The organism is Pseudomonas sp. GW101-3H06 (genome assembly GCF_059424605.1).
Map to the genome: position 1 here is coordinate 34319 of NZ_JBWKZO010000002.1, position 19000 is coordinate 53318.

Below are 19000 nucleotides of genomic sequence, written 5' to 3' on the forward strand. Positions count from 1 at the left end.
CCCAAATACAATCCTACGCCGCGGAAACCAACCTCAGCCCTTGTTTCTGCCTCGCAATCCGGATCAGCGCCTGCTTCAAGGGTTCGCCGCTCGAGGACGACAACGAAATTGATTCACGCAGATCGTTTGAAGACCGTTCCATGGTTGGGGATGGTGTTCTCAGCACCGCTGTCGCGGAGGCTTGAATCAAATCGCGAAACGCGGCAGTGGTCAGCTCAAACTGTGGATCAAGCAACACCTGATCGCTCCATTCGACATCAAGACAGAGTTTGATTGCTAAGACTTCCTGCCAGTCGTCCATAAGTGACATTACTGCGAACGGATGCACCAGCAAGCTTTCGCCGGCGGTATTCCATAGGGCATGGTTCCCTGCGCGACTCAAGGCCGCGATGAGACATTCCTCAACCTCGTGTTGCGAGACAGAGATAATCTCCATCGAGATAGAGGTCGCGATTAGTTCAAGGTACGGGCTAACGTTCAGTAGTGGCATTCGTCTCTCCTTTGCACCTATCAACACTACATCCCATGTCTTAAATGCAACGTTTTGCCGCCAATTTCACCGCCAACTAACCACCTGAGTCAGCAGCTGCTTTTGCTGCGTCCAGCAGAGCTGGCGCGAGTGTCGCAACGTCACGACGATCAAGCATTACCTCAACGCATGAGTTGCCATCAGTTACCTTGAGAGCAATCTCGCCATCCACATGAGCGACATCAACAACACCTTTAGTTTGGGTCACGCTATGCGAAACGATCCGAACCCCATGAAAGGAATCCTGAGCAGCGGTAACGCTTCGATTGGCTGTAGGGAGCAGGAGAAAGGACCGGGTTTCTGTCGGTAATGAATCGAATGCGACCTCATAAACACCGAACCGCTCACGAATTTTCCAACCTTGATTCTCACCGTGCATGATGATGAAGGTGACGTCGTTGCCCATGCCTGGCAGCCCTGTCAGATCTCGCATGGGCAACCAGAGTCCTTCAGAAAGATCGAGTTGGTACTCCATTTTTCGATCAGTCCACCGACGCTCGACTTTGCGACGCGAAGGTATAGCCACACCTTGGTCATCATATCTTTCCGGCCAGATTGCTTGGGGGGTAATACCTAGGCATGTCGCCACCAACGCTTGAAGCGAAGGTGACCGAGCACTTCCCAAGTTATCCAAAGCTGATCGAGGAACGCCGATATGTGAAGCGAGAGTACCCAAGACAAACCCGCGGTTTCGAAGTTCGGATTTTACCCATGTGAGCCTGGAAGGCTCCTCTGCAGGGATCGACGTAATATCGACCGCCATCAAAGATTTTTCTTCCACCATGGTGATGAAGAGTGGCTTTGGCTCCTCTGTCTCAGGAAGCGCAAACAAGCCAGGCATGAGCTCTTCAACTTGTGCCTGCATTTCTTGAGACCAAGACACGTCGTATCGCTCAGGGAAAAGAATCTTCTCTGAGACGCCAAGGGCTTTGCCAATTTCCGCTTGAGCAGCGGGGTAATGTTTTTTGCCGGCTGAGGCTATCCCCGTAACGCCACTTTTCTTGGAAAGAGAGGTCAGCGAATGCCCCTGTTTTTTCAGCGCCACCTTAATTGCATGCCACCTGAATGCGAGGGGAATTTCAGGATATTTTTCGGTCGTCATACCAAACACCTTTGGGGTTTGGATTGACGCTCTCATGGTTTCTCGAACATGCAAGGCAGCCACCAACAGACAAGTTACCGTCTCTTTAAGCCTCCTGCTTTTAACGGGGAATTCCTAGCCCGGAAAAGATACAGGACGTTTAGAGTCGTTGAAAGCAAGTCTAGGACGCTGATTTACCCTCGACTCGTTCTCGCTTTGCGCGCCAAAAACTCATCACCCAAACACCGACAAGGCAAAGAGAAATGAATCCTGCTACACCGGCGTACATCAATCGTTGATTAAAAAATGCCTGGCCAGCGTCGACCCCAGACACACAAATCAGGATCGCGATAATGCCCATGCTAGGTGTGTACCGACCACTTGAGGTTCTCAAATTCCTGAATCGGGCACCGGCGCCGACCAGTTGCGAGCGAGCTGCTCCAACCTGCTCTCTTAGGTTCTCCAGGCTTCTGTCATCCATGCCCGTTACGGACAGCGGAATTAGATACAAGGCATCTGCGATATGGCTTATTTGGCGCTGACGGCGAACCGGCTGCGACCGAATAAACGCAAGGCCCTCATGAAGGATCTGCAAAGCCTCCTCCTGCAGAAATGCGCGCTCATCATCCACTGAAATCGAATTCATTATGATGTCAGCGCTGATTCCTTCTGGGTCTTTTACGTCGTGTCGCCGAAGTACTTCAACCAGTTCCTCTTGGTCGACGCTGCAGTACCGAACAAGGTACCCACCAGATCGGCCAGGCGCCACAAAGCCTCCAAGCACCTCATGATTCGACTGATGGCTGGGATTGGCATTACCACTTGGATAAATGGCTTTGAGACCTAGAACGCTAAGATCGTTGAACAGTGATTCTATGTGCACAGTTTTCGCTCCATGGTTTCCCGCTAGCATCTCAACTCCGGGGCTCACAATGCTGGTGATCTGGCACTGAGAATGGAGCAGATCTGGTCAGACTTGCAGTTTTGCTATTTCGATGAAAATCGTTGCAAATCAAAACTCGAGTCAGACTATGAACGTACCAGACCACCCGTGGACCACCGCCTTTCACTCAGGAATGACGAGTTTTTCTGACTTTCGAGCAATAGCTCAACTAGGTATGCCAGTAGGCGTGGTAGCGACCCTTTTGACGCTGGCGCAACTACACCTCGCCATTCCAAAGCATCTAGACCAGGGGGGAATGGCCTTTGTCGACAGCGGCGCCTTCACCGCCTTCCAGAAGAAGCAGGAGATGGACTGGGGCAAAGTCATTAGCGCCTACGAGACGATTGCGACAAACACCATTCAGCCGGCCAATCTAAGCGTCGTAGCGCCGGACGTAATTGGTGACCAGGTGGAAACGAGAAGGCTCTGGGTGCTTTACGCAGACTCAATACGGAAATGGGTTGATATGGGCGTTCGAGTCATTATTCCGCTTCAGGTTGGTGAGATGAGCGGCGGTGATCTTTTTGAAGAAGCTTGCGCGATTCTGGGTACGCGAAAACTCGCCTGCGGCATTCCGTCCAACGCCGCGGCCATGAGTCATGCAGATTGCTCGACAATACGAAATAGTGATTTTCACATCCTCGGTCGAGTGCGAATGACAGATGAGCTACGACTAAAAGTATCCGCCATTCTCGCTTCGAATCCGGGAGCCAACCTAACCTCTGATGCAAACTGGCTTAGGGCTAGAACTGCAAAAATCTGCAGGATCCGAGCACATTTACCTGCATTCACTGGCGACTTTGAAAGCCGAAGAATGCGTGCAGTTCAAGCTCTCCTAACGACTGAGGGGTACCCGCAAACAAGGCATACCTTACCCCTTAATCAGGCAGTCTGCTAATTCCCATCATGGGACCCACACCCAGCATCTGTCTATATTTCAACGAGTTGGACTGGCTCCCCTGCCAGTCCTTTATATTCCAATGCTCGTGCAATTCCAGCTGGAGTTGGATATCGCATCCAAATAACAGATTCGCCTGCATGAAGCCTGTGTGTCATGCCGGTTGCCTTATAGGCCCCGTCCAGGCCTGCAAGACGCTGCTCCGCATCGGTAAATGCCCTGATCGGCTTAGACGGCTCAATCAATAATGATAGATGCTCACCCCCGTCATCAGCATCCTTCAATCGTTCAAGCGCTGGATTCGCTCCAAAAAAACTTGTGACGCCTTGAATTGTGCACTGGCTCAATGAGACACAAACACCCACCAATACCGTTAAAAAATTCCTCATGACTCCTGAGCTCCCTGCTATAGCCGCTGAAACGTGAATGTAAGGACCAAATCACAACGTTCCTGCACACTCCTTGAGGGTGGGACTTTTTGAGCTGGCGGATTCATTGCGTTCACGGGCGTCCTGTCTACGCATCTCGACGATTGCCAAGTAGCCTGCAGCCGCGCACATAGCTAACCCGGCCGCCAGCAACTCAAAGACGATTGAAACGCTCACGAATGATCCAAGCGACGTCTGCAGCGACCCGATGCTCAGTGTTGAGCTAAAGCCCAGCGTCGTTGCGACAGCGAGCCAGGACAGATAGCAAATCAAAAGGACCAGTTTGATTAAGCGCGGAGACCATCGATAAATCGCGATGCTGGAAATAACAGCCAGAACAATCGCGACCGCATCGATGAGAAGAGGCCGATGACCACCTGGTAAGGAGACAAATAACAATCCGGCATTCAGCGATGCCCCAGTGGTAAGTGTGATGAGCCGCATAGCTTCCTCGAGTACCGTTGAGAGGCTCAATGATCGGCTTGCGCAAGTAAGAAGGGAGTTTAATCGGGCCCAGAAGTGAGCCCGGACAGGCATGAAGCGAACTGATTATGGAGTAAGCGTTTCAATCAATGAACAGCCTTCGCCCTTTGCTGGCGACGGTGTGGGCTCCGGTATCAATCGGGGGACTTTCAGTTCTCGACTTAGACGACTCAGAAAGAGTCTGCAGAGGTGCAGGTTGGCGAATCTCCCTGTCAGGGGGATTTAGCAAGCGCTGCTCTTCACGCAACCTCGCCACGAGAGACTCCTGCATTGTTGGCCCATCGATACGCCGTCTACGCGATGCGCGCTCCTCGAAGACACCAACGAGAACAACCCCAAGACAAACCAATATCAAAAACCCTACCCCGGTATTTAAGATGATCGAGGCACTTGCTACGCCGGCTTTGTCTTCTTCAGTGGGTCGCGCTACCGCAATGCTTTCGATACCGGATCGTCGAACCGTATCCCCATTAAAGCGTGCGCCATAGAGAATCTCTAAGGTTCCACCCTTCTCACGCATTTCCAGGATTCGTGCATCCTTTCCTGCAAGCAAATGAATAGCTTTTTCAGCTGGATAGGCCTCACCGGTAACCATTCCACCCATAAACGAGTTGAGACCCTCGGTATCAGGCACCCGACACCAACTGGCACCGCGGTACCGACCAGGGCAAATTTCTATTTGGGTCTTACCATCCACAATGACCTTTCGCCACTGATCGCGGCTAAGCAAAATTGATTCTTTAATCCCAAGTGACCCATTGAATCCACTGCTTTCAGCGCCCTCAGTAATAAGTGCGCCTTCGTTTTGGTCGCTGGAAGATAGGGCGTACGCCTGCCCTCCCAAGCCAAGGAATAGGAGGATTACAAGAGAAAATCGGCTAGAGAACTTCACGGTGCCACCCCGCCCTTTTGGTGCGATTGAGTGAAACGTCCCATGCTGTAAATTTTCTCTTTTTCGAACTTTATTGCCTGCTCCCGGCAATCGAAAGGGCCAAATGTCACGCTGTCAATGCGCACATTCCATTGACACTTCCATCGCCTGGTCCAGACGGCAACCATAGAGGTGTCAGAGAAAAATCTTCTCAGCACCGTGAATACCTTCTGCAGGAGCAACGCTCTCGGAACAACATGTGACACACGCTCCTTAAGGAATGAGTCGACCTGCAGTCCGACTAGGCTTACCTCGTCAGCGAATCCGACGACCACGCCATCACGGATTACAATCCTGCGCTTATGGGGGAGAGATTTATTCAAGAGGTGATCTCTGTTGAAAGAATCTTAGTAACCGATCTGAAGGGCGCCGCAGCCAGGCAGCGGAGTTACCTCGAACTGCCTGACCGCCGCCAAGTGGACGTCAGTAAGTCACTGCCTGGGTTTGTGACTCGGACGTGGCAAAGTCGTACTCCGGCTTTGTTTGTACCTCATTCACCTCACTGCCATCCGGCCGAATACGCTTTTCAAGATCTTCACACGCGCGACCTTGAAAGCCCTGAAAATCAGCACTCACATTTCCGCCTTTGATGCTCACGACTACACGCTTCACCACACCACCTCCTCGGCCACAACCTCAAGAGATCCATCGGTCTGAGCCACGATCGACACGTTGTAATTTTCCGCTTCCAATTGCTTGGCGTAGTGATAGGCCAAGTAGCGGTCCACAATTTGCGTACTCACGGATTTAGTCCAGTCACCGGACGAACCGTAGTTCTCGACAAACTGATTGAAAACGCCGTTTTCAAGGTTGAACCCAAGGCGATGCTTGGAGTTTGATGGATCAACTAATACCAACTGGTACCGCTCGGAAGTGAGCCCTACGCCAATTCGGTATAGCTGCTCGTTTTGGTAGAGGTTACCCAGGCCTGATAAGGCCTTCATAAGAACGTCGATGTCCGTGTAGGACACTGCGACTTTTGCTCTGACAATATGACTCACTGCAATCTCCTAATATCAATCGACGGTCAGTTGGCGAACGTTGTGTAGCGGCTCGCTTCGATCTTGGGTATTGGCTCTGTAGAAGCCCTGATCGCCCAATTTACGAATTGAGTCGATATCAGCCTTTCTTGTCTCGCTGGCAGGACTGATATCTCCCAAAGCATCAAGGAGATTCTCTTGGTTTAACTGAGTATCCATCGACAACGCGAGATATTGAGCATCGACCACGGCCTGCTCGATTTCAGCACCGGTATAGCCAGTACTCGCAATCAACAGATCGTCCATCTTGAAGTGGTGAACATCGACACCTGCTTTCTTCAAGTGAATCTGGAAGATTGCTACGCGTTCATCCTTGCTGGGCAGATCTATAAAAAAACAGCGATCCCAGCGCCCAGCGCGCATAAGCTCAGGGGGTAAGGCGCTGATTCTGTTGGCCGACGCGACAATAAAGACTTTGCCCTTTCGCTCCTGAAGCCAATACAGGAAAGCACCGAGCAAACGACGCGATACCTCGTGGTCTCCTTCACCTTGTGAAAAGGCTTTGTCGATTTCGTCCATGAGAACGGTAACGGGCGCAATCTGGTCGATTGTCTGAAGCGCACGAATGAATTTGCCCTCAGTCTCACCCAGGTACTTCGAGTAGAAACGGCTCATGTCGAGACGAACAAGTGTTGTTCCGAACACACCCGCAGCGGCCTTAGCCATTAGCGTTTTACCACCACCTGGAACACCCGCCAGCAGCACCCCTTTTAAAGGCAAGTCCTTATCCCAACCTGCCTTTCGGATATTGAGGAATGACTTCAGTGGCTCAAGCCCACCAACAGTTTCAATGTTGATCGGCTCCAAAACATCTAGACCCACATCACGCAGAATATGGCCCTTCTCACGCCGAATCTCTGACAGGTAGTCAAGCGCCTTGTGTTTGCGATAAGCCGAAAGAATGAACACATTTCGCATTTGTGTGTGGCTCAAGCCCATGGCGTGGTTAGCAATCACAACCCGCTCGCGCTCATCAAAAATGGTCGGCACTTGGGAAGATTTGCCAATCGATCGCTCGACGTCTCGTTCGGCGCTCATCAGAACTTCAATTATTTCGGCCTGATCCATGGCTGGCAGATCGATGTGATAAACGAACTCCTCGGCCAAGGAGTCGCGACCGGCAATAACGTAGGTAATGCCGTGTTGCTCAAGAGCGGCCAGGGACGCTTTCAAGCTGGGAAGGGTTTCGGCATTTAGACGCTGTCGGTCAAAAAAATACTGGTCAAAAATAACGGCGCCACGGCTATCTTTGGGTGCTTCTCCTGCGACCTTGGCGATATAACCTGGGTCTGGCACCTGTTTGAAAGGCATTGCTAAGAAATGCTTTTTCAGCTCAGTTGCTGCTGCAGAGATGACTTGAGCGGCCCTGGCCAACTCAAAGGTTTCGATTGCAACGACCGGAAATGCCAGCTTCAGTGGCGTATTTATACGGTCGTTCAAGGCTTCATTCTTGGACATGGCAATCCCTTACGATTTCGACAAATTCATGGAATTAGTGTTTCACGAAGGAGCGCGCCGGCCTTGCCCTATTGGCGCCACGAACTGGGGCAAATAGGCTCAACAATCGCTGCATTCGAGTGAAAGCGTGGCCGGTATCAGATGCCGGCCAGGAGGAGCTTCCACAATCTATCTTCCGGGGATTTGCGAAAATGCAAGGTTGATCAGGAAAATGACCTGTCAATCAAGGTGTAGTTTTCGGCTGCCAGCTTCGCCGCTTTCGGAACCAGGCACCGATGTCGGCTGCTCCACGGTCGTGGAGGCAAGGACAGAGCGGTGATCTTCCGCACCTGCTATTGGAGCCTGCAGTACAGGCGGCGCTATGACTGGAGCTCTCGGTGCTGCATCGTTGATCTGCCCGGACGAGCTTCCAGGATTCATCGCTCTCACAATCTGAAGAATTACCATGAGGATCACTAGCCCGAAGGTGTAAGGCATTATCTTGAACATCTGATCCATCATACTATCTAGGTTGTCAGCTGCGCTGTTCAAGCTGCCGGCCGCATGAGAGAACTGAGGCAGGATGAGCAAGCTCAGGCCGCTTAGCGTTAGCAGCGTATGAAGGGATACATTGCGCATTTGATTCATTGATTTTCTCCTGGTGGGGATGATGCAATTCTCCCCAGACCAAGCGCACTTCAGATCCGGATCTGCTCCCCAAAACGGGGCCAATCTCTGGTAATACGCCACAAAAAAGCCGCCCCAAGGACGGCTACAGTGACAAGTAGTTTTCTAAGTGGATGCGGCTTCCTCAGCTACGACTGCACCTCGCTTGTAATCCTTCAGGATGGGTTTGAGCAACGCCGCAGCTTCGATCGCGTCATTCGCAACACGCTCATTTCGAGCCAACCAATACCCAAACACTGATGCCTTGCCCAGCGGATTGGTTGCTGTTTCGCGCCCCCGAATGAGTGCTTCGAGATCCCAACCAAGTGAGTAGGTGCCATAGGTATGTTTATCAACGTCGACCCAAAAGTTAGCGGAGTCGATTTTAAACATCATCGTCAGCACCTGAAGAGTGAGTGCCGCCAGCGGGTCGCTTTCGGATTCTGAGGCCATTCGCTTCATCACTGGGCCCAACTTACGCAATTGAGCGATACGAACCCTGTTGCCCCACGATATGAGACTTGGAGAGTGGGAAACCAGCTTGGGGAGATCGACCTTATAAAAACCGGGCTCAGATTGTTCAAACCACACTCGAATCACACCAGCGCACTCTGGGCAGAGCGAGTTAGCTGCGTATCGATTTTCCTCGGCCTGCCCTTTGCGACCCGAATAGTGAAAAACGTGCATACCCACATGCCCACAGATTCTCTGAGCAGGGGAATGGTGATGGTTCTTTGCCATTGAATCGTCCTCGACAATTAATGACCCCATCATCCTCACGATCTTGAAAGTGCAAGCCCTGAAAGAATCTTTTCAATCCTGCTAACTCACAGTACGGGCGCTCGCGTGCTTGGCCAAGCTGGCTACCAGCATCTGGATCAGAACAAGCCATAAGAACAACATCAGTTGGGCATTCGAGCTTGCATTGCCGTTGGTTTCGCTCTGTTGCGGGACGGGATTAGGAATTGCTCATTGCTCGAGCGTGGGAAATGGCACGAGCAATTGGGGTTGATTATGGCCTTGCGTTTAAGGCGACCAGTGAGACGCTGGCCTCATAACGAATACCGAGGAAACCCAAGATGGGCAAACACATTAACAGCACCAAACTCACAGAGACTCTAACGCTCTCGGAGTGCAGCGACGGATTCTGGCTATATGACAAGACTCGCGGCATGAATCTAAGTATGCGCGCCAAGACAACACAGGATGCCTTCGTAGAGTGCATTTCCTACTACCAAACACGACTCGCCGAAGTGGAAAGTGAACACCGTGAATTGACTGCCAAGGTTGGCGCCTTTGTGAGTCAGTTTGTGGAAGGCGATGACGCTTAGTGATCGTTCACCAGATTCCCCTAAAGCCCCTGCCCCCAACAGCTGGAGCCGAGCTACGTAGAAGCAAGCCACTTTCGACATTTGATCGAGCAAGAAAACAACGCATGGAAATGTAATTTCGTACTACGTGCGGCGCCGTCTCCAGTCGTGACCCGCTTGCAGAGCAGTCGCCCCCATAAGCCCGCTCATGCGGGCTTTTTTTGCGGCTATTTCCATACTCTCGCATTTATTTCAAAAGCCGGCGCCATCCCTATTGCTACTGCCTTGACGGCGTCCAAAGCCCCAATAGCTTGAGAAGCGCGCGAACGGCGCCGTCAGCCTTCTGGTCACTTGAACTAGGAGAGGTAACATCACGGAATGTAGAACAAAGCGACGAATCCCGCCGAAGCAACCTGAGCACTGTCTGATTAGCATCGGGTGTTTCTTGCTTGAGGTCGTATCCATGCCGCTCGGAAATGTACCTGGCCACTGCAGCGCTGCGAGAGCGACCTGCCTGACAGTTCACGACGATATCGAGCCCGGTCGAAGCTAATCGATCCACCAATGACCTTACTGAGTCAGCCTGAGGCGGCAAAAGGTAGTCCTGAAATGAAACAGGAAACTTTGCGCCAAACATGAGGATCCGCGTCTCGTCGTACTCTCCATCAACGAAATACTCGAAAGCTACGCTAGCCCACCGCGATTGGACGATTTGGGCCTGATCGTCCTCACCGTCTGAAATCGAAACCAGATGCGTCGGCGCCATCGGACAATGCGTTTCTACATCTCTTCGCCCCATGAATCGAACTGTAGGCATTTGGGCTCTCCCCCTAGGTTGGTAAGAGAATCATGTGGCCTAGCACCATTTGGATGTTCGCAATCCGGCCCAATTTTCGGGCGAGTTGGGGAGACTTGCATATTCACGTCTTCGTGCAGGATTCGTTTGCATCCATAACGAAAAGGTTCGAGAACATGAGCTTGCAAACCTCCTCCACACTTCCGGCCAAAGAAGCGGCCGACATCAACAAAGAGCAGTGGCATCAGGCATACCAAAGTGCGCGTATTGAGATACGCCGCAACCCCGAACCTGACGCCACAAACCGAGGTATCAAATGGACGGCCTTGCTAATCATCAGTAATGGGCGAGCTCAATCCATTGATCCGCTCACCACTCCCATTTCGCAACGACTTGCGGCATCACGTTTAGTTAAGTCTGAGGATTCAAACCTCTGCAGGGTATCCAATCGACATTCCTCCGGTGATGACCAGGCGGACAATGTCGAATCCATCCTCCATGGCTAGGGGAGACAAATTCTCGAATGTTGAGCCAGATGAAAGGCACTTTCTGAACGGCTCAGTACCCACCCCATTTTTTTAATGAGCATTAACTTTATGCCCGTACGACACGCGATAGTTCACCTGATCGAAAAGAAACCAGACGGTTCCCCGGCAATCCTGCACTCATCAAGCACTGAGTTGACCGAATCAAGTGCTCTTGACCAGTTGATGTCGGGCCTGAACGAAAGCTACAACACCAAACAGGGGAAGGCTTGGGGATTTTTCCATCCAGAGTCTGGAGCCCACCCTCTTAGTGGTTGGCTCAAAGATTACCTCGGCGAGGGCAAGACCTTCACAGAGCTCAGCCTGATTGCTGTTGAGCATCTGCAGCAGCTCATGGAGGAAAGCAACCTCACTTCCGGTGGGCATGTCGTATTCGCACACTATCAACAAGGGTTGACTGAGTATCTGACGATCGCGCTTGTTCACCATAGCGAAGGCGTGGCGGTCAGTGAAAGCCTTGAAGTCATCCCGTCTCGGCATCTTGATCTTAGCCAGCTACACCTGGCAGCGCGGATCAATCTTTCGGAATGGCAAAACAACAAAAACTCAAAACAATACATTTCGTTCATCAAAGGGAAGAACGGCAAGAAACTGTCTGACTACTTCCGCGATTTTATTGGTTGCCAGGAGGGTGTCGACGGGCCAGGCGAAACCCGGACCCTACTCAAAGCTTTCAGCGACTTCGTGGAGAGCGAGGACCTACCGGAGGAAACGACCAGATTTATGACAAACACCCTAGTCGACTACGCTGCGAGCCAGTCAAAACTGGGGGAACCCATTGGCCTGGAAGAATTGTCCGAGTTGATTGACTCAGAACATCCAAAGGCTTTTTACGATCACATACGAAATAAAGACTACGGCCTGTCGCCAGAAATTCCTGCCGACAAAAAAACGCTCAATCAATTCCGTCGTTTCACGGGCCGCGCCGAGGGTCTGTCCATCAGCTTTGAAGCGCATTTGCTGGGCAACAAAGTGGTTTATGACGAGACCAGCGGTCAACTGACGATTACTGGCCTGCCAACTCAACTCAAGGATCAAATAAAACGCCAGTCGATGTAATCCGAGCCCCCCCATATGCGGTCTCTACGGCCGCATTTCGAAATGCCCGCTTATCACACGGCCATATCAAGCTCTCAAGATTTTCGTGCCCTCACAGTTGCGATTGCTCTCAATCCTTTGGCTTGCTGACGCCCTCCTTGCGCGATAGCTGACAGAAATCAGAGCCCATTTCTAGGGGCGAATTGCCCGCACAAGCCATGCGGCACTTGGTAATTTCGGGTCAAATCAAATTACTCTGTATTGCACCGGGGCAATAAATGGATAGATATCATGAACTTGTAAGGACGTTATTTGGATTCCGATCCTATCGATCATTGTTGAAGGCAGTTCAAATGATTGCTCTGGGATGGATCACGATCCTTAGCTTATCTTCGCCCGTCGCTTTAGCGGATAGTGGGGGTAACATGACGTACACCTATCGCCAAACGACGGCATGCCCAGCCGGTCAGGTCGGGTCTGTCAACTGGATATGTAAGCAAGGCGGGCCTTATCCAGGTGAGGCATGCAACAGTAAGTATGGTCTTAGATCGCCCTACGATCCTTACTGGGGTCAATATTGGTCCGTCGAATCCAGCTCATGTGTGGCTGCAGCGTATTACGTGTCGACACAGACCGAAACCCAGTGGCTAACCTGCCCCGCAAGCACTCCAAGCGGTAGCATCAATCAAACCCGAACTTATGAACTGTGGTCTGACGGCAGCGCCCGTAATTACTCTGGCTTCACTGTGCACAACAGCTGCTACAACATCACACCAACTGCTGGCAATTTTACTCTCACAACTGACGAGGATGTCACAGGTTCCGCGGCCTTTGCTATTTCGGACGATGGCCCAGGACCATATACTTTTCAGATCCTCTCGGCTCCCGCCAACGGCACCGCTAGCGTAAGTGGGAACACGCTGATATTCGTCCCTAACCCAAATTGGAACGGTACGACCTCGCTTACATATCGTGTCATGGACGGCGCCGGCGCCTGGTCCGGTGCAGGTACAGCGACGATAGTCGTTCGTCCAGTCAACGATGCTCCAGTGGCCTATGCGAAAACCCTGGTCACAGACGAGGACACGACAGGCACCGTAACGCTTACCGCAACAGATATTGACTCACCAGTACCTACGGTTTTTCAAGTCGTTACTCCCTCACCAAATGGCACTGCAATTATCACAGGATCGACCCTCTCCTTTAGCCCGAACCTAAACTGGAACGGGACCACCACACTGACTTATCGGGCGCAGGATAGCGCTGGTGCATGGTCAGCACCGGTGACCGTCACAATCACCGTTAATCCAGTAAACGATGTGCCCACGCTGACCAGCACGACGCTGACTATTAGAACCAAGGAGTCGACTCCAATTACCGTTCGCACGACAGTTTCGCATTAAAGACGAGCGCTAATTGCTTCGCTGATAGAAGAACCTTTCAAGAAAACCTCCTGCCCACATGGCGTTACCTCCTGTGGGCAGGTACCGTTCCAGCCCTTGCACTTCGACAATTCATGAAACGATCTTCCCAAACAGCACTGGGAAAGAGACATGTCTGATAACTCCTCCTCCCCGACCACAGCAGTGGCCGCGGTTGAACCTACCATTGAACGCATCGAACGATTCCAGTCGCTACAAGCCGGCCAATTCTGGCGAGCGAAAGACGCCATCCCTGAAATGGCAATCAAGGAGCGGGATGTTCACCTTCTTCAATCGATTCGTTGGGTCGATAACTCTCCCCACACGATCATCATTCGAGCCCACCCATCCAAATACGACACCCAGGTTCGAGTCGAAATCCCCAACGCTGAAGGAAACATCACCAGTCGCTACATCACCTGCAAAGAGCATCCGTTCCTGCTCGCAGAATTCCTCGCAAAATTCGAATTCGAGCCCGACCACCAGCAAGTCAGAGCTGATGAGATCAAGCGAATTCAGGGCCGAGTAACAGAGCTTCAGAACGACCTAATGGAAGCTCAGGCGGATCCACAGATACTCAATGCTATCGTCGATGAGCGCATGGCAGCAGATCGCGCCAAAGAAACCTCAAGCGAGACCGCCAGCGAACAAACCATGGTGATTTCGGCCAGCGAGGAGCGGTCGCTGGCCGGTGTAGCTACCGGTAGCGTCGCTGCCGCGATCGGCAGTGGAATTACCCCAGAAAAAATCCAAGCCTTGAAATCGGTGGCCGCTCGTGAGCACAAGGTAGCGACCATAAAATCAGATTGGATTCAGGCCAAGACCACCGAGATTGCTGCCACCGTTAAGGCGATGACACCCTACTTTCAAGAAACAGCCGCCGCAGCGCTTGCCCAAACAGAAGATGTGCGCGCCTACGTGGCCAGCCTGATAGAAGGGATCGAGTCATTGGACCTCTACACAGGAAAAGGCGTTTCTGTGCAGACCATTTGTACTGGTAGGTCCGCTGACAGTCACATTCCCCTGAGCATCGTTCAACGAAAGTTGATGATAGACGAGGAGCTGGCCATCTATGTCGATCTGGACGAATGGTTTGATTTCAGCAACGAAGATCTCTTCTTTAAGGCGCTAACCGAACACGAAGCGTTGGTGAAGCAGGTTTTTCCTACCGAACGCTGCATTCTGGTGATGGCCACCAGTCGGCGAGCCATCGATTATGGAAACGCGGCGACGAACCTCAGTCGCAACCTGGAAAACCGAAAAGTGTTCCTCCTGGTGCGTGATGGCGAGAACCTCCATAGGATCTGGTCACCCATTGAGTCCCATCTGGGCGCCAGCCGGCTCTTCCCATCCAAGGACGACCAGAACAACATTTTCAAGGGTGTTGACGGGTCCGATATCAAATTCCAGGACGTGGCATACACATCGCACCTCAAGGCTCATGAAAACTTCGCCCTGCACTACAAACGTTTCCTGCTAATGATCTGTGGCCTGGATCATCGTCTAGGTCTGTTTGGTAAGTTCTATGACGGAGAGCAGTCTCTCGAGTTCATGACGCAACCCTTTCAAGACCGGTGGCTCAAGTTCATCCACGACGACGATGGCGCGGGCATGCTTCCAACGCAGAAACGTAAGCCCTTGCATACGTGGATCAGCGAGAAAAACGCATATCTTAAATCCGGCTCCCGCGTGTTATGCAACTGGCATACAGTGATGAATCCCCATACTGCACCGGGCGCATGTAGGAAAGAGGATCACCGCCATAGTGGTTTCTCATTCAGGTTTCAGCCTACCGAGCGGATAGGCCTACGCTTTGCCGCCCGCGGGGGAGACTCTCTGCACGTGTTTGTAAACGTGCAGGGTTATGGTCGAAGAAAGGAGCGTGAATTCAGCACCAAGGTCACGCTCAGTGCATTCCGACCTGGATATTGGAGTCATGCAGAACTGCCCTTCCTCGTACTGGACGCCGTTACTCCCGAGGAGCTTCATTGGTACATTCATGATCGAGATAGCCGCGAAGATCATGTCGAATATGTCCGATTCTTCAAGCATGCACTGAAGCACCTAGAAGCCGAGAGAGCACGGGAGGCAGCTACCCGCGAAAAAATGCGCATGGCGTTGCTGGAAGGAGGATTGGCGACCGCGACAGAAGCCTCAGTCATCGTTGACCAAGCTGTGGTGGCATGGAGATCCGTTAATCGAGGAAAGGAACTGCCGACTTTCGAGGGAGCCAAACTGGGCCCTGTTTGGAAAACCCTTCTCGATCAGATGTACCTTCTCGCCGGCGCCGGCCAAGAATTGGCCAGCTCTGTTCGAAGCCACTATGAGGCACTCGAATATGAGGTTCTACGAATTACAGTCACAGGCACCAGCAAATGCCATGTTTACCTGAGTCCGAAACCGCAAGAACAGGACAATCGCTTGGAGCGGCACGCGTGGGTCCATCGTATCGTGTTGGAGCAGGATCACGAAAAACTCGTTGAGAGGGATCGCAGCTGGGAAGCCTTACGCTCCCAGGACGCCTCGGAGACTGAGCTCTACCAGTCCGACAGCGTTAAAAATTGGCTGGCAAAATCTGTATTCGAATCATTTGAGGCGAAACAACGACTGATGACAGTCTGCGAGGATTACTCAAGCGTTCTGGCGATGCTGCAGGGTAAACAAGCAATCAGTGCTGATCAGCACTGGGACCTCTTCGAGCAATGGATTGATGTGAGGGAGAAACTCTCAACTAGCCAGGTCGTAGATCCAAGCATTTCGGTCCCCTTTGGCCTGAAGTATCAGCGTGACCAAAATGTGAGTTTTTTCTGTGTGACCACGTCGGCTGCTTATGCCCTCCTTCACCGCCTCGCCCCCAACGAGCACGTGAAAGACAGAATGAAAGCCAAATTCCTCAGCACGTACAAACACGCTCATCAGGCACTGTCATGCTATCGCGATGCCATAAACGAGGATCCATCGTGGTACCTCGGCTACCGGGATGTAACGCCAAAGCGAAACGAATCAATCTTGACTGGCCGTCTGTACAAAGGAGACTTTTCACCTTCTATATCCGTTAACAATTTGCTCACCTATCACTTCAGTTCCTGGGCCGAAGGCGATGGCAAAGAGTCAAAATACTGGATTGCGGGCAACGCAGTATTTCCAGGTGCTCGTGAGTCTCTTGATGATTGTCTTGGATTGTCACTTCCAGAAAATTTTGATCCGGTGAACCTTGTCGAGGTCACGGCAGAGGATAACGGCAAACCAGTAAAGAACGGCCATTGGTTCGACGTTGCCCCAGTCAAAATTTCACTGCAAATGCGTGATGCCAGCCCTATTAAGGCATCACAATTTTCGTATAAGCGCATGCAGTTCGCCTCACCAGCGGAAGCCCACGAACACATTCGCGCTAGAGCTCGCACTCTTGGCCGGAAGGCCATTCCTGAGGCTGAAGTCAAAGACGTTCTACCGTCACCAGATGGGGTCGAACGGTGGTTCACAGTAGATGGGAAAAACTAGACCTACTTTTGGGGTGTCGTCGAAACACTCTAGAAGTACGATCCGGTCAGTCAAACCACGGTGAAATAGGAGACTGCTGCATGAACGTTGCGAACGCCGATACAAATGAACAAACGCTGAGGGAGCTCTCGGTGACATTACTAGGCAAAATTGTCCAGGAGATCGCCAATTCAGAAATTCAAGATGAGAGGCATGCCAAGCTGCAGCAGGCAAAAGGTATGGCCAGGGCATATCGTGAACTTCAGGTCGTGCCCGCAAAGCTGACCTTTTCGTTCGAAGGCCACATCGAAAGGGTTTACCGCCGCCTGGATGCCCCGCAGCACGCACCTGCATCTGAGCTCGAATGGTAACAGTGCGTGGGGCCGACAGCCCCTTGCGCTTTTGGTATCACCGGTATCGTGATCAGTGATTACCAAAGGCAAGAGCTTCCAATGGAAAACCTGAACGAACTGAAAATACTCGATTTCCGCACTGCCCGAACCGGGACCTTGGTTCGGCGCAGTGCGCACTTTCTTCAAGACCGTTGTGGACAAGCAAAGACCCAACTCGGGGTGATAACTGGATTCGCAGTCTTCGAGGATAAAAAGAAAGCTCCCATCGTTTGGCCCATTGTCTTCTGGGAGGGGAATGCATCTGAAAGCACCACGCATCCCGCGCTCATCTCACCGTTCCGCGCTCACACTCTGCCCACTATCAGCATGTTCGAATAGTCTGCTACCTCATTGCCTATACGTTGACCACTCCCCCTCCTGTTGGTCGCGCACCTCAACTTCGTGCTGTACGACAGGGAAATCTATGCCCTCCAGCGGGCCCAATGTGGCGCCTAGGATTCTTTTTGGAAAGCATCATTGGACCATCTACTAAACATTGAGGTCTGCGATGTCTACCAAAGAAACGGAACACCAGGTGCTTGGCGAATTGGTTGCCGACCTGATCAAAGAGCGAAGAGCAACCCGCCGTATGCGCTACATCAAATACGGACTATTTGCCGTCATCGCTGTTGCCCTGGATATCGCAGTGTTCTCCTCCGCCACCGGACAATTCGGCGGCGATGATTCAAAAGACAAAGAAATCACTGCCGCAGTTAACGTTTACGGTGAAATTTCTGAAGGAGGGCAAGCAAGTGCTGAGGTGATCAAGAAAGGCCTACGCCAAGCGCTTGAGGATAAACGCACGAAGGCGGTTGTCCTGCGAATCAACTCGCCAGGTGGCAGTCCAGTGCAGGCAGGGGAGGTTTACGACGAAATTAAGCGTCAACGCGAGCTACACAAGGACACGAAGATCTACGCTGTCATCAGTGATCTGGGGGCCTCTGGCGCCTACTACATCGCAAGCGCTGCAGATGAGATCTACGCCAACAAATCCAGTTTGGTCGGCTCGATTGGTGTGACTGCGGCTTCGTTCGGCTACGTTGATCTAATGCGTACACTGGGGGTGGAGCGCCGTGCTTACACGTCTGGCGAACATAAGGCCTTCCTCGATCCGTTCCAACCTCAAAATCAAGAAGAGGCCGCATTCTGGTCGAACGTGCTGAAGACCACGCATGCACAATTCATCAAGGCGGTAGTGGACGGCCGCGGACCAAAGCTCAAGAGCAGCGAGCACCCTGAGCTCTTCTCTGGCCTCATCTGGTCGGGCGAACAAGCTCTGCAGCTTGGTCTCGTCGATCGCTTAGCTGACGTGGATTACGTTGCTCGTGAAGTGGTTGGAGCAAGCCATGTTGTCGATTTCACTGCCAAAGAAAATCCGTTCGATCGTTTCGCAAAAAAAATCGGCGCTTCAGTAGCTGAGCACGTTTCGATGACCATGGGATTCAGCGGTCCCAACCTTCGGTAAAAACTCCTGGTCGAACAAGAGCCGGCGCTTACGCCGGCTTTTTCGTTTACGCCCCTACCCCATAGTCACCTTGCTGAAAAAGTTCTGCTTTTCCCTCCCAAGCTCTCGCCGATGAAC

Annotated in this window: 20 protein-coding genes; 9 read left to right on the forward strand and 11 right to left on the reverse strand. The window is 52.0% G+C overall.

The annotated features are described in order from the left end of the window. Positions 1-13: 13 nt before the first annotated feature. The 3 genes from AC07ZE_RS29175 to AC07ZE_RS29185 all read right to left on the reverse strand — a co-directional run bounded on the left by AC07ZE_RS29175 (position 14) and on the right by AC07ZE_RS29185 (position 2493). On the reverse strand, positions 14-490 hold the full coding sequence (locus tag AC07ZE_RS29175) for a hypothetical protein (protein WP_057978788.1): 477 nt from the start codon (positions 488-490) through the stop codon (positions 14-16). A gap of 76 nt (positions 491-566) precedes the next feature. After that, positions 567-1631 carry a helix-turn-helix domain-containing protein gene (locus tag AC07ZE_RS29180; protein ID WP_057978938.1) on the reverse strand — a complete coding sequence of 355 codons (1065 nt, stop codon included), beginning with the start codon at positions 1629-1631 and terminating at the stop codon, positions 567-569. Between the two features lie 160 nt (positions 1632-1791). Beyond that, the gene (locus AC07ZE_RS29185) at positions 1792-2493 is read right to left on the reverse strand and encodes a hypothetical protein (RefSeq protein WP_125919934.1); all 702 of its coding nucleotides are present in this window, start codon (positions 2491-2493) and stop codon (positions 1792-1794) included. A 148-nt stretch (positions 2494-2641) separates the two neighbouring features. Between AC07ZE_RS29185 and AC07ZE_RS29190 the strand changes: the two genes are divergently transcribed. After that, entirely contained in the window at positions 2642-3451 is an 810-nt protein-coding gene (locus AC07ZE_RS29190; protein ID WP_057978952.1) for a hypothetical protein, read from the forward strand. Between the two features lie 32 nt (positions 3452-3483). Here the strand turns inward: AC07ZE_RS29190 and AC07ZE_RS29195 are convergent, their stop codons facing one another. The 8 genes from AC07ZE_RS29195 to AC07ZE_RS29230 all read right to left on the reverse strand — a co-directional run bounded on the left by AC07ZE_RS29195 (position 3484) and on the right by AC07ZE_RS29230 (position 9177). Beyond that, positions 3484-3840, reverse strand: a complete 357-nt coding sequence (locus tag AC07ZE_RS29195) for a hypothetical protein (protein ID WP_125919935.1) — start codon at positions 3838-3840, stop codon at positions 3484-3486. Positions 3841-3891: 51 nt separating this feature from the next. Then, positions 3892-4323, reverse strand: coding sequence for a hypothetical protein (locus AC07ZE_RS29200; RefSeq protein WP_057978944.1), 432 nt, complete (start codon positions 4321-4323; stop codon positions 3892-3894). Between the two features lie 121 nt (positions 4324-4444). Further along, entirely contained in the window at positions 4445-5254 is an 810-nt protein-coding gene (locus AC07ZE_RS29205; protein WP_057978946.1) for a hypothetical protein, read from the reverse strand. A 462-nt stretch (positions 5255-5716) separates the two neighbouring features. After that, positions 5717-5905, reverse strand: coding sequence for a hypothetical protein (locus tag AC07ZE_RS29210; RefSeq protein WP_057978950.1), 189 nt, complete (start codon positions 5903-5905; stop codon positions 5717-5719). Beyond that, positions 5902-6294, reverse strand: coding sequence for a hypothetical protein (locus AC07ZE_RS29215; protein WP_171017137.1), 393 nt, complete (start codon positions 6292-6294; stop codon positions 5902-5904). Before AC07ZE_RS29215 ends, AC07ZE_RS29210 begins: the two co-directional genes overlap by 4 nt. Before the next feature lie 15 nt (positions 6295-6309). Continuing rightward, entirely contained in the window at positions 6310-7791 is a 1482-nt protein-coding gene (locus AC07ZE_RS29220) for an AAA family ATPase (protein WP_137807680.1), read from the reverse strand. 219 nt (positions 7792-8010) lie between these two features. Continuing rightward, positions 8011-8418, reverse strand: coding sequence for a hypothetical protein (locus AC07ZE_RS29225; protein WP_057977901.1), 408 nt, complete (start codon positions 8416-8418; stop codon positions 8011-8013). A gap of 144 nt (positions 8419-8562) precedes the next feature. After that, a complete protein-coding gene (locus tag AC07ZE_RS29230) occupies positions 8563-9177 on the reverse strand; it encodes a hypothetical protein (protein WP_125919891.1) in 615 nt (204 codons plus the stop codon). A gap of 338 nt (positions 9178-9515) precedes the next feature. Between AC07ZE_RS29230 and AC07ZE_RS29235 the strand changes: the two genes are divergently transcribed. The 8 genes from AC07ZE_RS29235 (at position 9516) to sppA (ending at position 18883) form a co-directional block, all read left to right on the forward strand. Continuing rightward, entirely contained in the window at positions 9516-9767 is a 252-nt protein-coding gene (locus tag AC07ZE_RS29235; protein ID WP_057977905.1) for a hypothetical protein, read from the forward strand. 951 nt (positions 9768-10718) lie between these two features. Further along, positions 10719-11048 carry a hypothetical protein gene (locus tag AC07ZE_RS29240; protein WP_125919893.1) on the forward strand — a complete coding sequence of 110 codons (330 nt, stop codon included), beginning with the start codon at positions 10719-10721 and terminating at the stop codon, positions 11046-11048. A gap of 90 nt (positions 11049-11138) precedes the next feature. Continuing rightward, positions 11139-12146, forward strand: coding sequence for a nucleoid-associated protein YejK (yejK, locus tag AC07ZE_RS29245; protein WP_057977911.1), 1008 nt, complete (start codon positions 11139-11141; stop codon positions 12144-12146). A gap of 404 nt (positions 12147-12550) precedes the next feature. Next, complete coding sequence (locus AC07ZE_RS29250) at positions 12551-13528, forward strand: tandem-95 repeat protein (protein ID WP_372242189.1); 978 nt, start codon at positions 12551-12553, stop codon at positions 13526-13528. A gap of 150 nt (positions 13529-13678) precedes the next feature. Beyond that, a complete protein-coding gene (locus AC07ZE_RS29255; RefSeq protein ID WP_057977913.1) occupies positions 13679-17047 on the forward strand; it encodes a hypothetical protein in 3369 nt (1122 codons plus the stop codon). 80 nt (positions 17048-17127) lie between these two features. Beyond that, positions 17128-17397, forward strand: a complete 270-nt coding sequence (locus tag AC07ZE_RS29260) for a hypothetical protein (protein WP_057977915.1) — start codon at positions 17128-17130, stop codon at positions 17395-17397. 81 nt (positions 17398-17478) lie between these two features. Then, positions 17479-17757 (forward strand): hypothetical protein, encoded by a 279-nt coding sequence (locus tag AC07ZE_RS29265; RefSeq protein ID WP_057977917.1) that lies wholly within the window; start codon positions 17479-17481, stop codon positions 17755-17757. 169 nt (positions 17758-17926) lie between these two features. Beyond that, complete coding sequence (sppA, locus tag AC07ZE_RS29270) at positions 17927-18883, forward strand: signal peptide peptidase SppA (protein WP_057977919.1); 957 nt, start codon at positions 17927-17929, stop codon at positions 18881-18883. Positions 18884-19000: the final 117 nt, after the last annotated feature.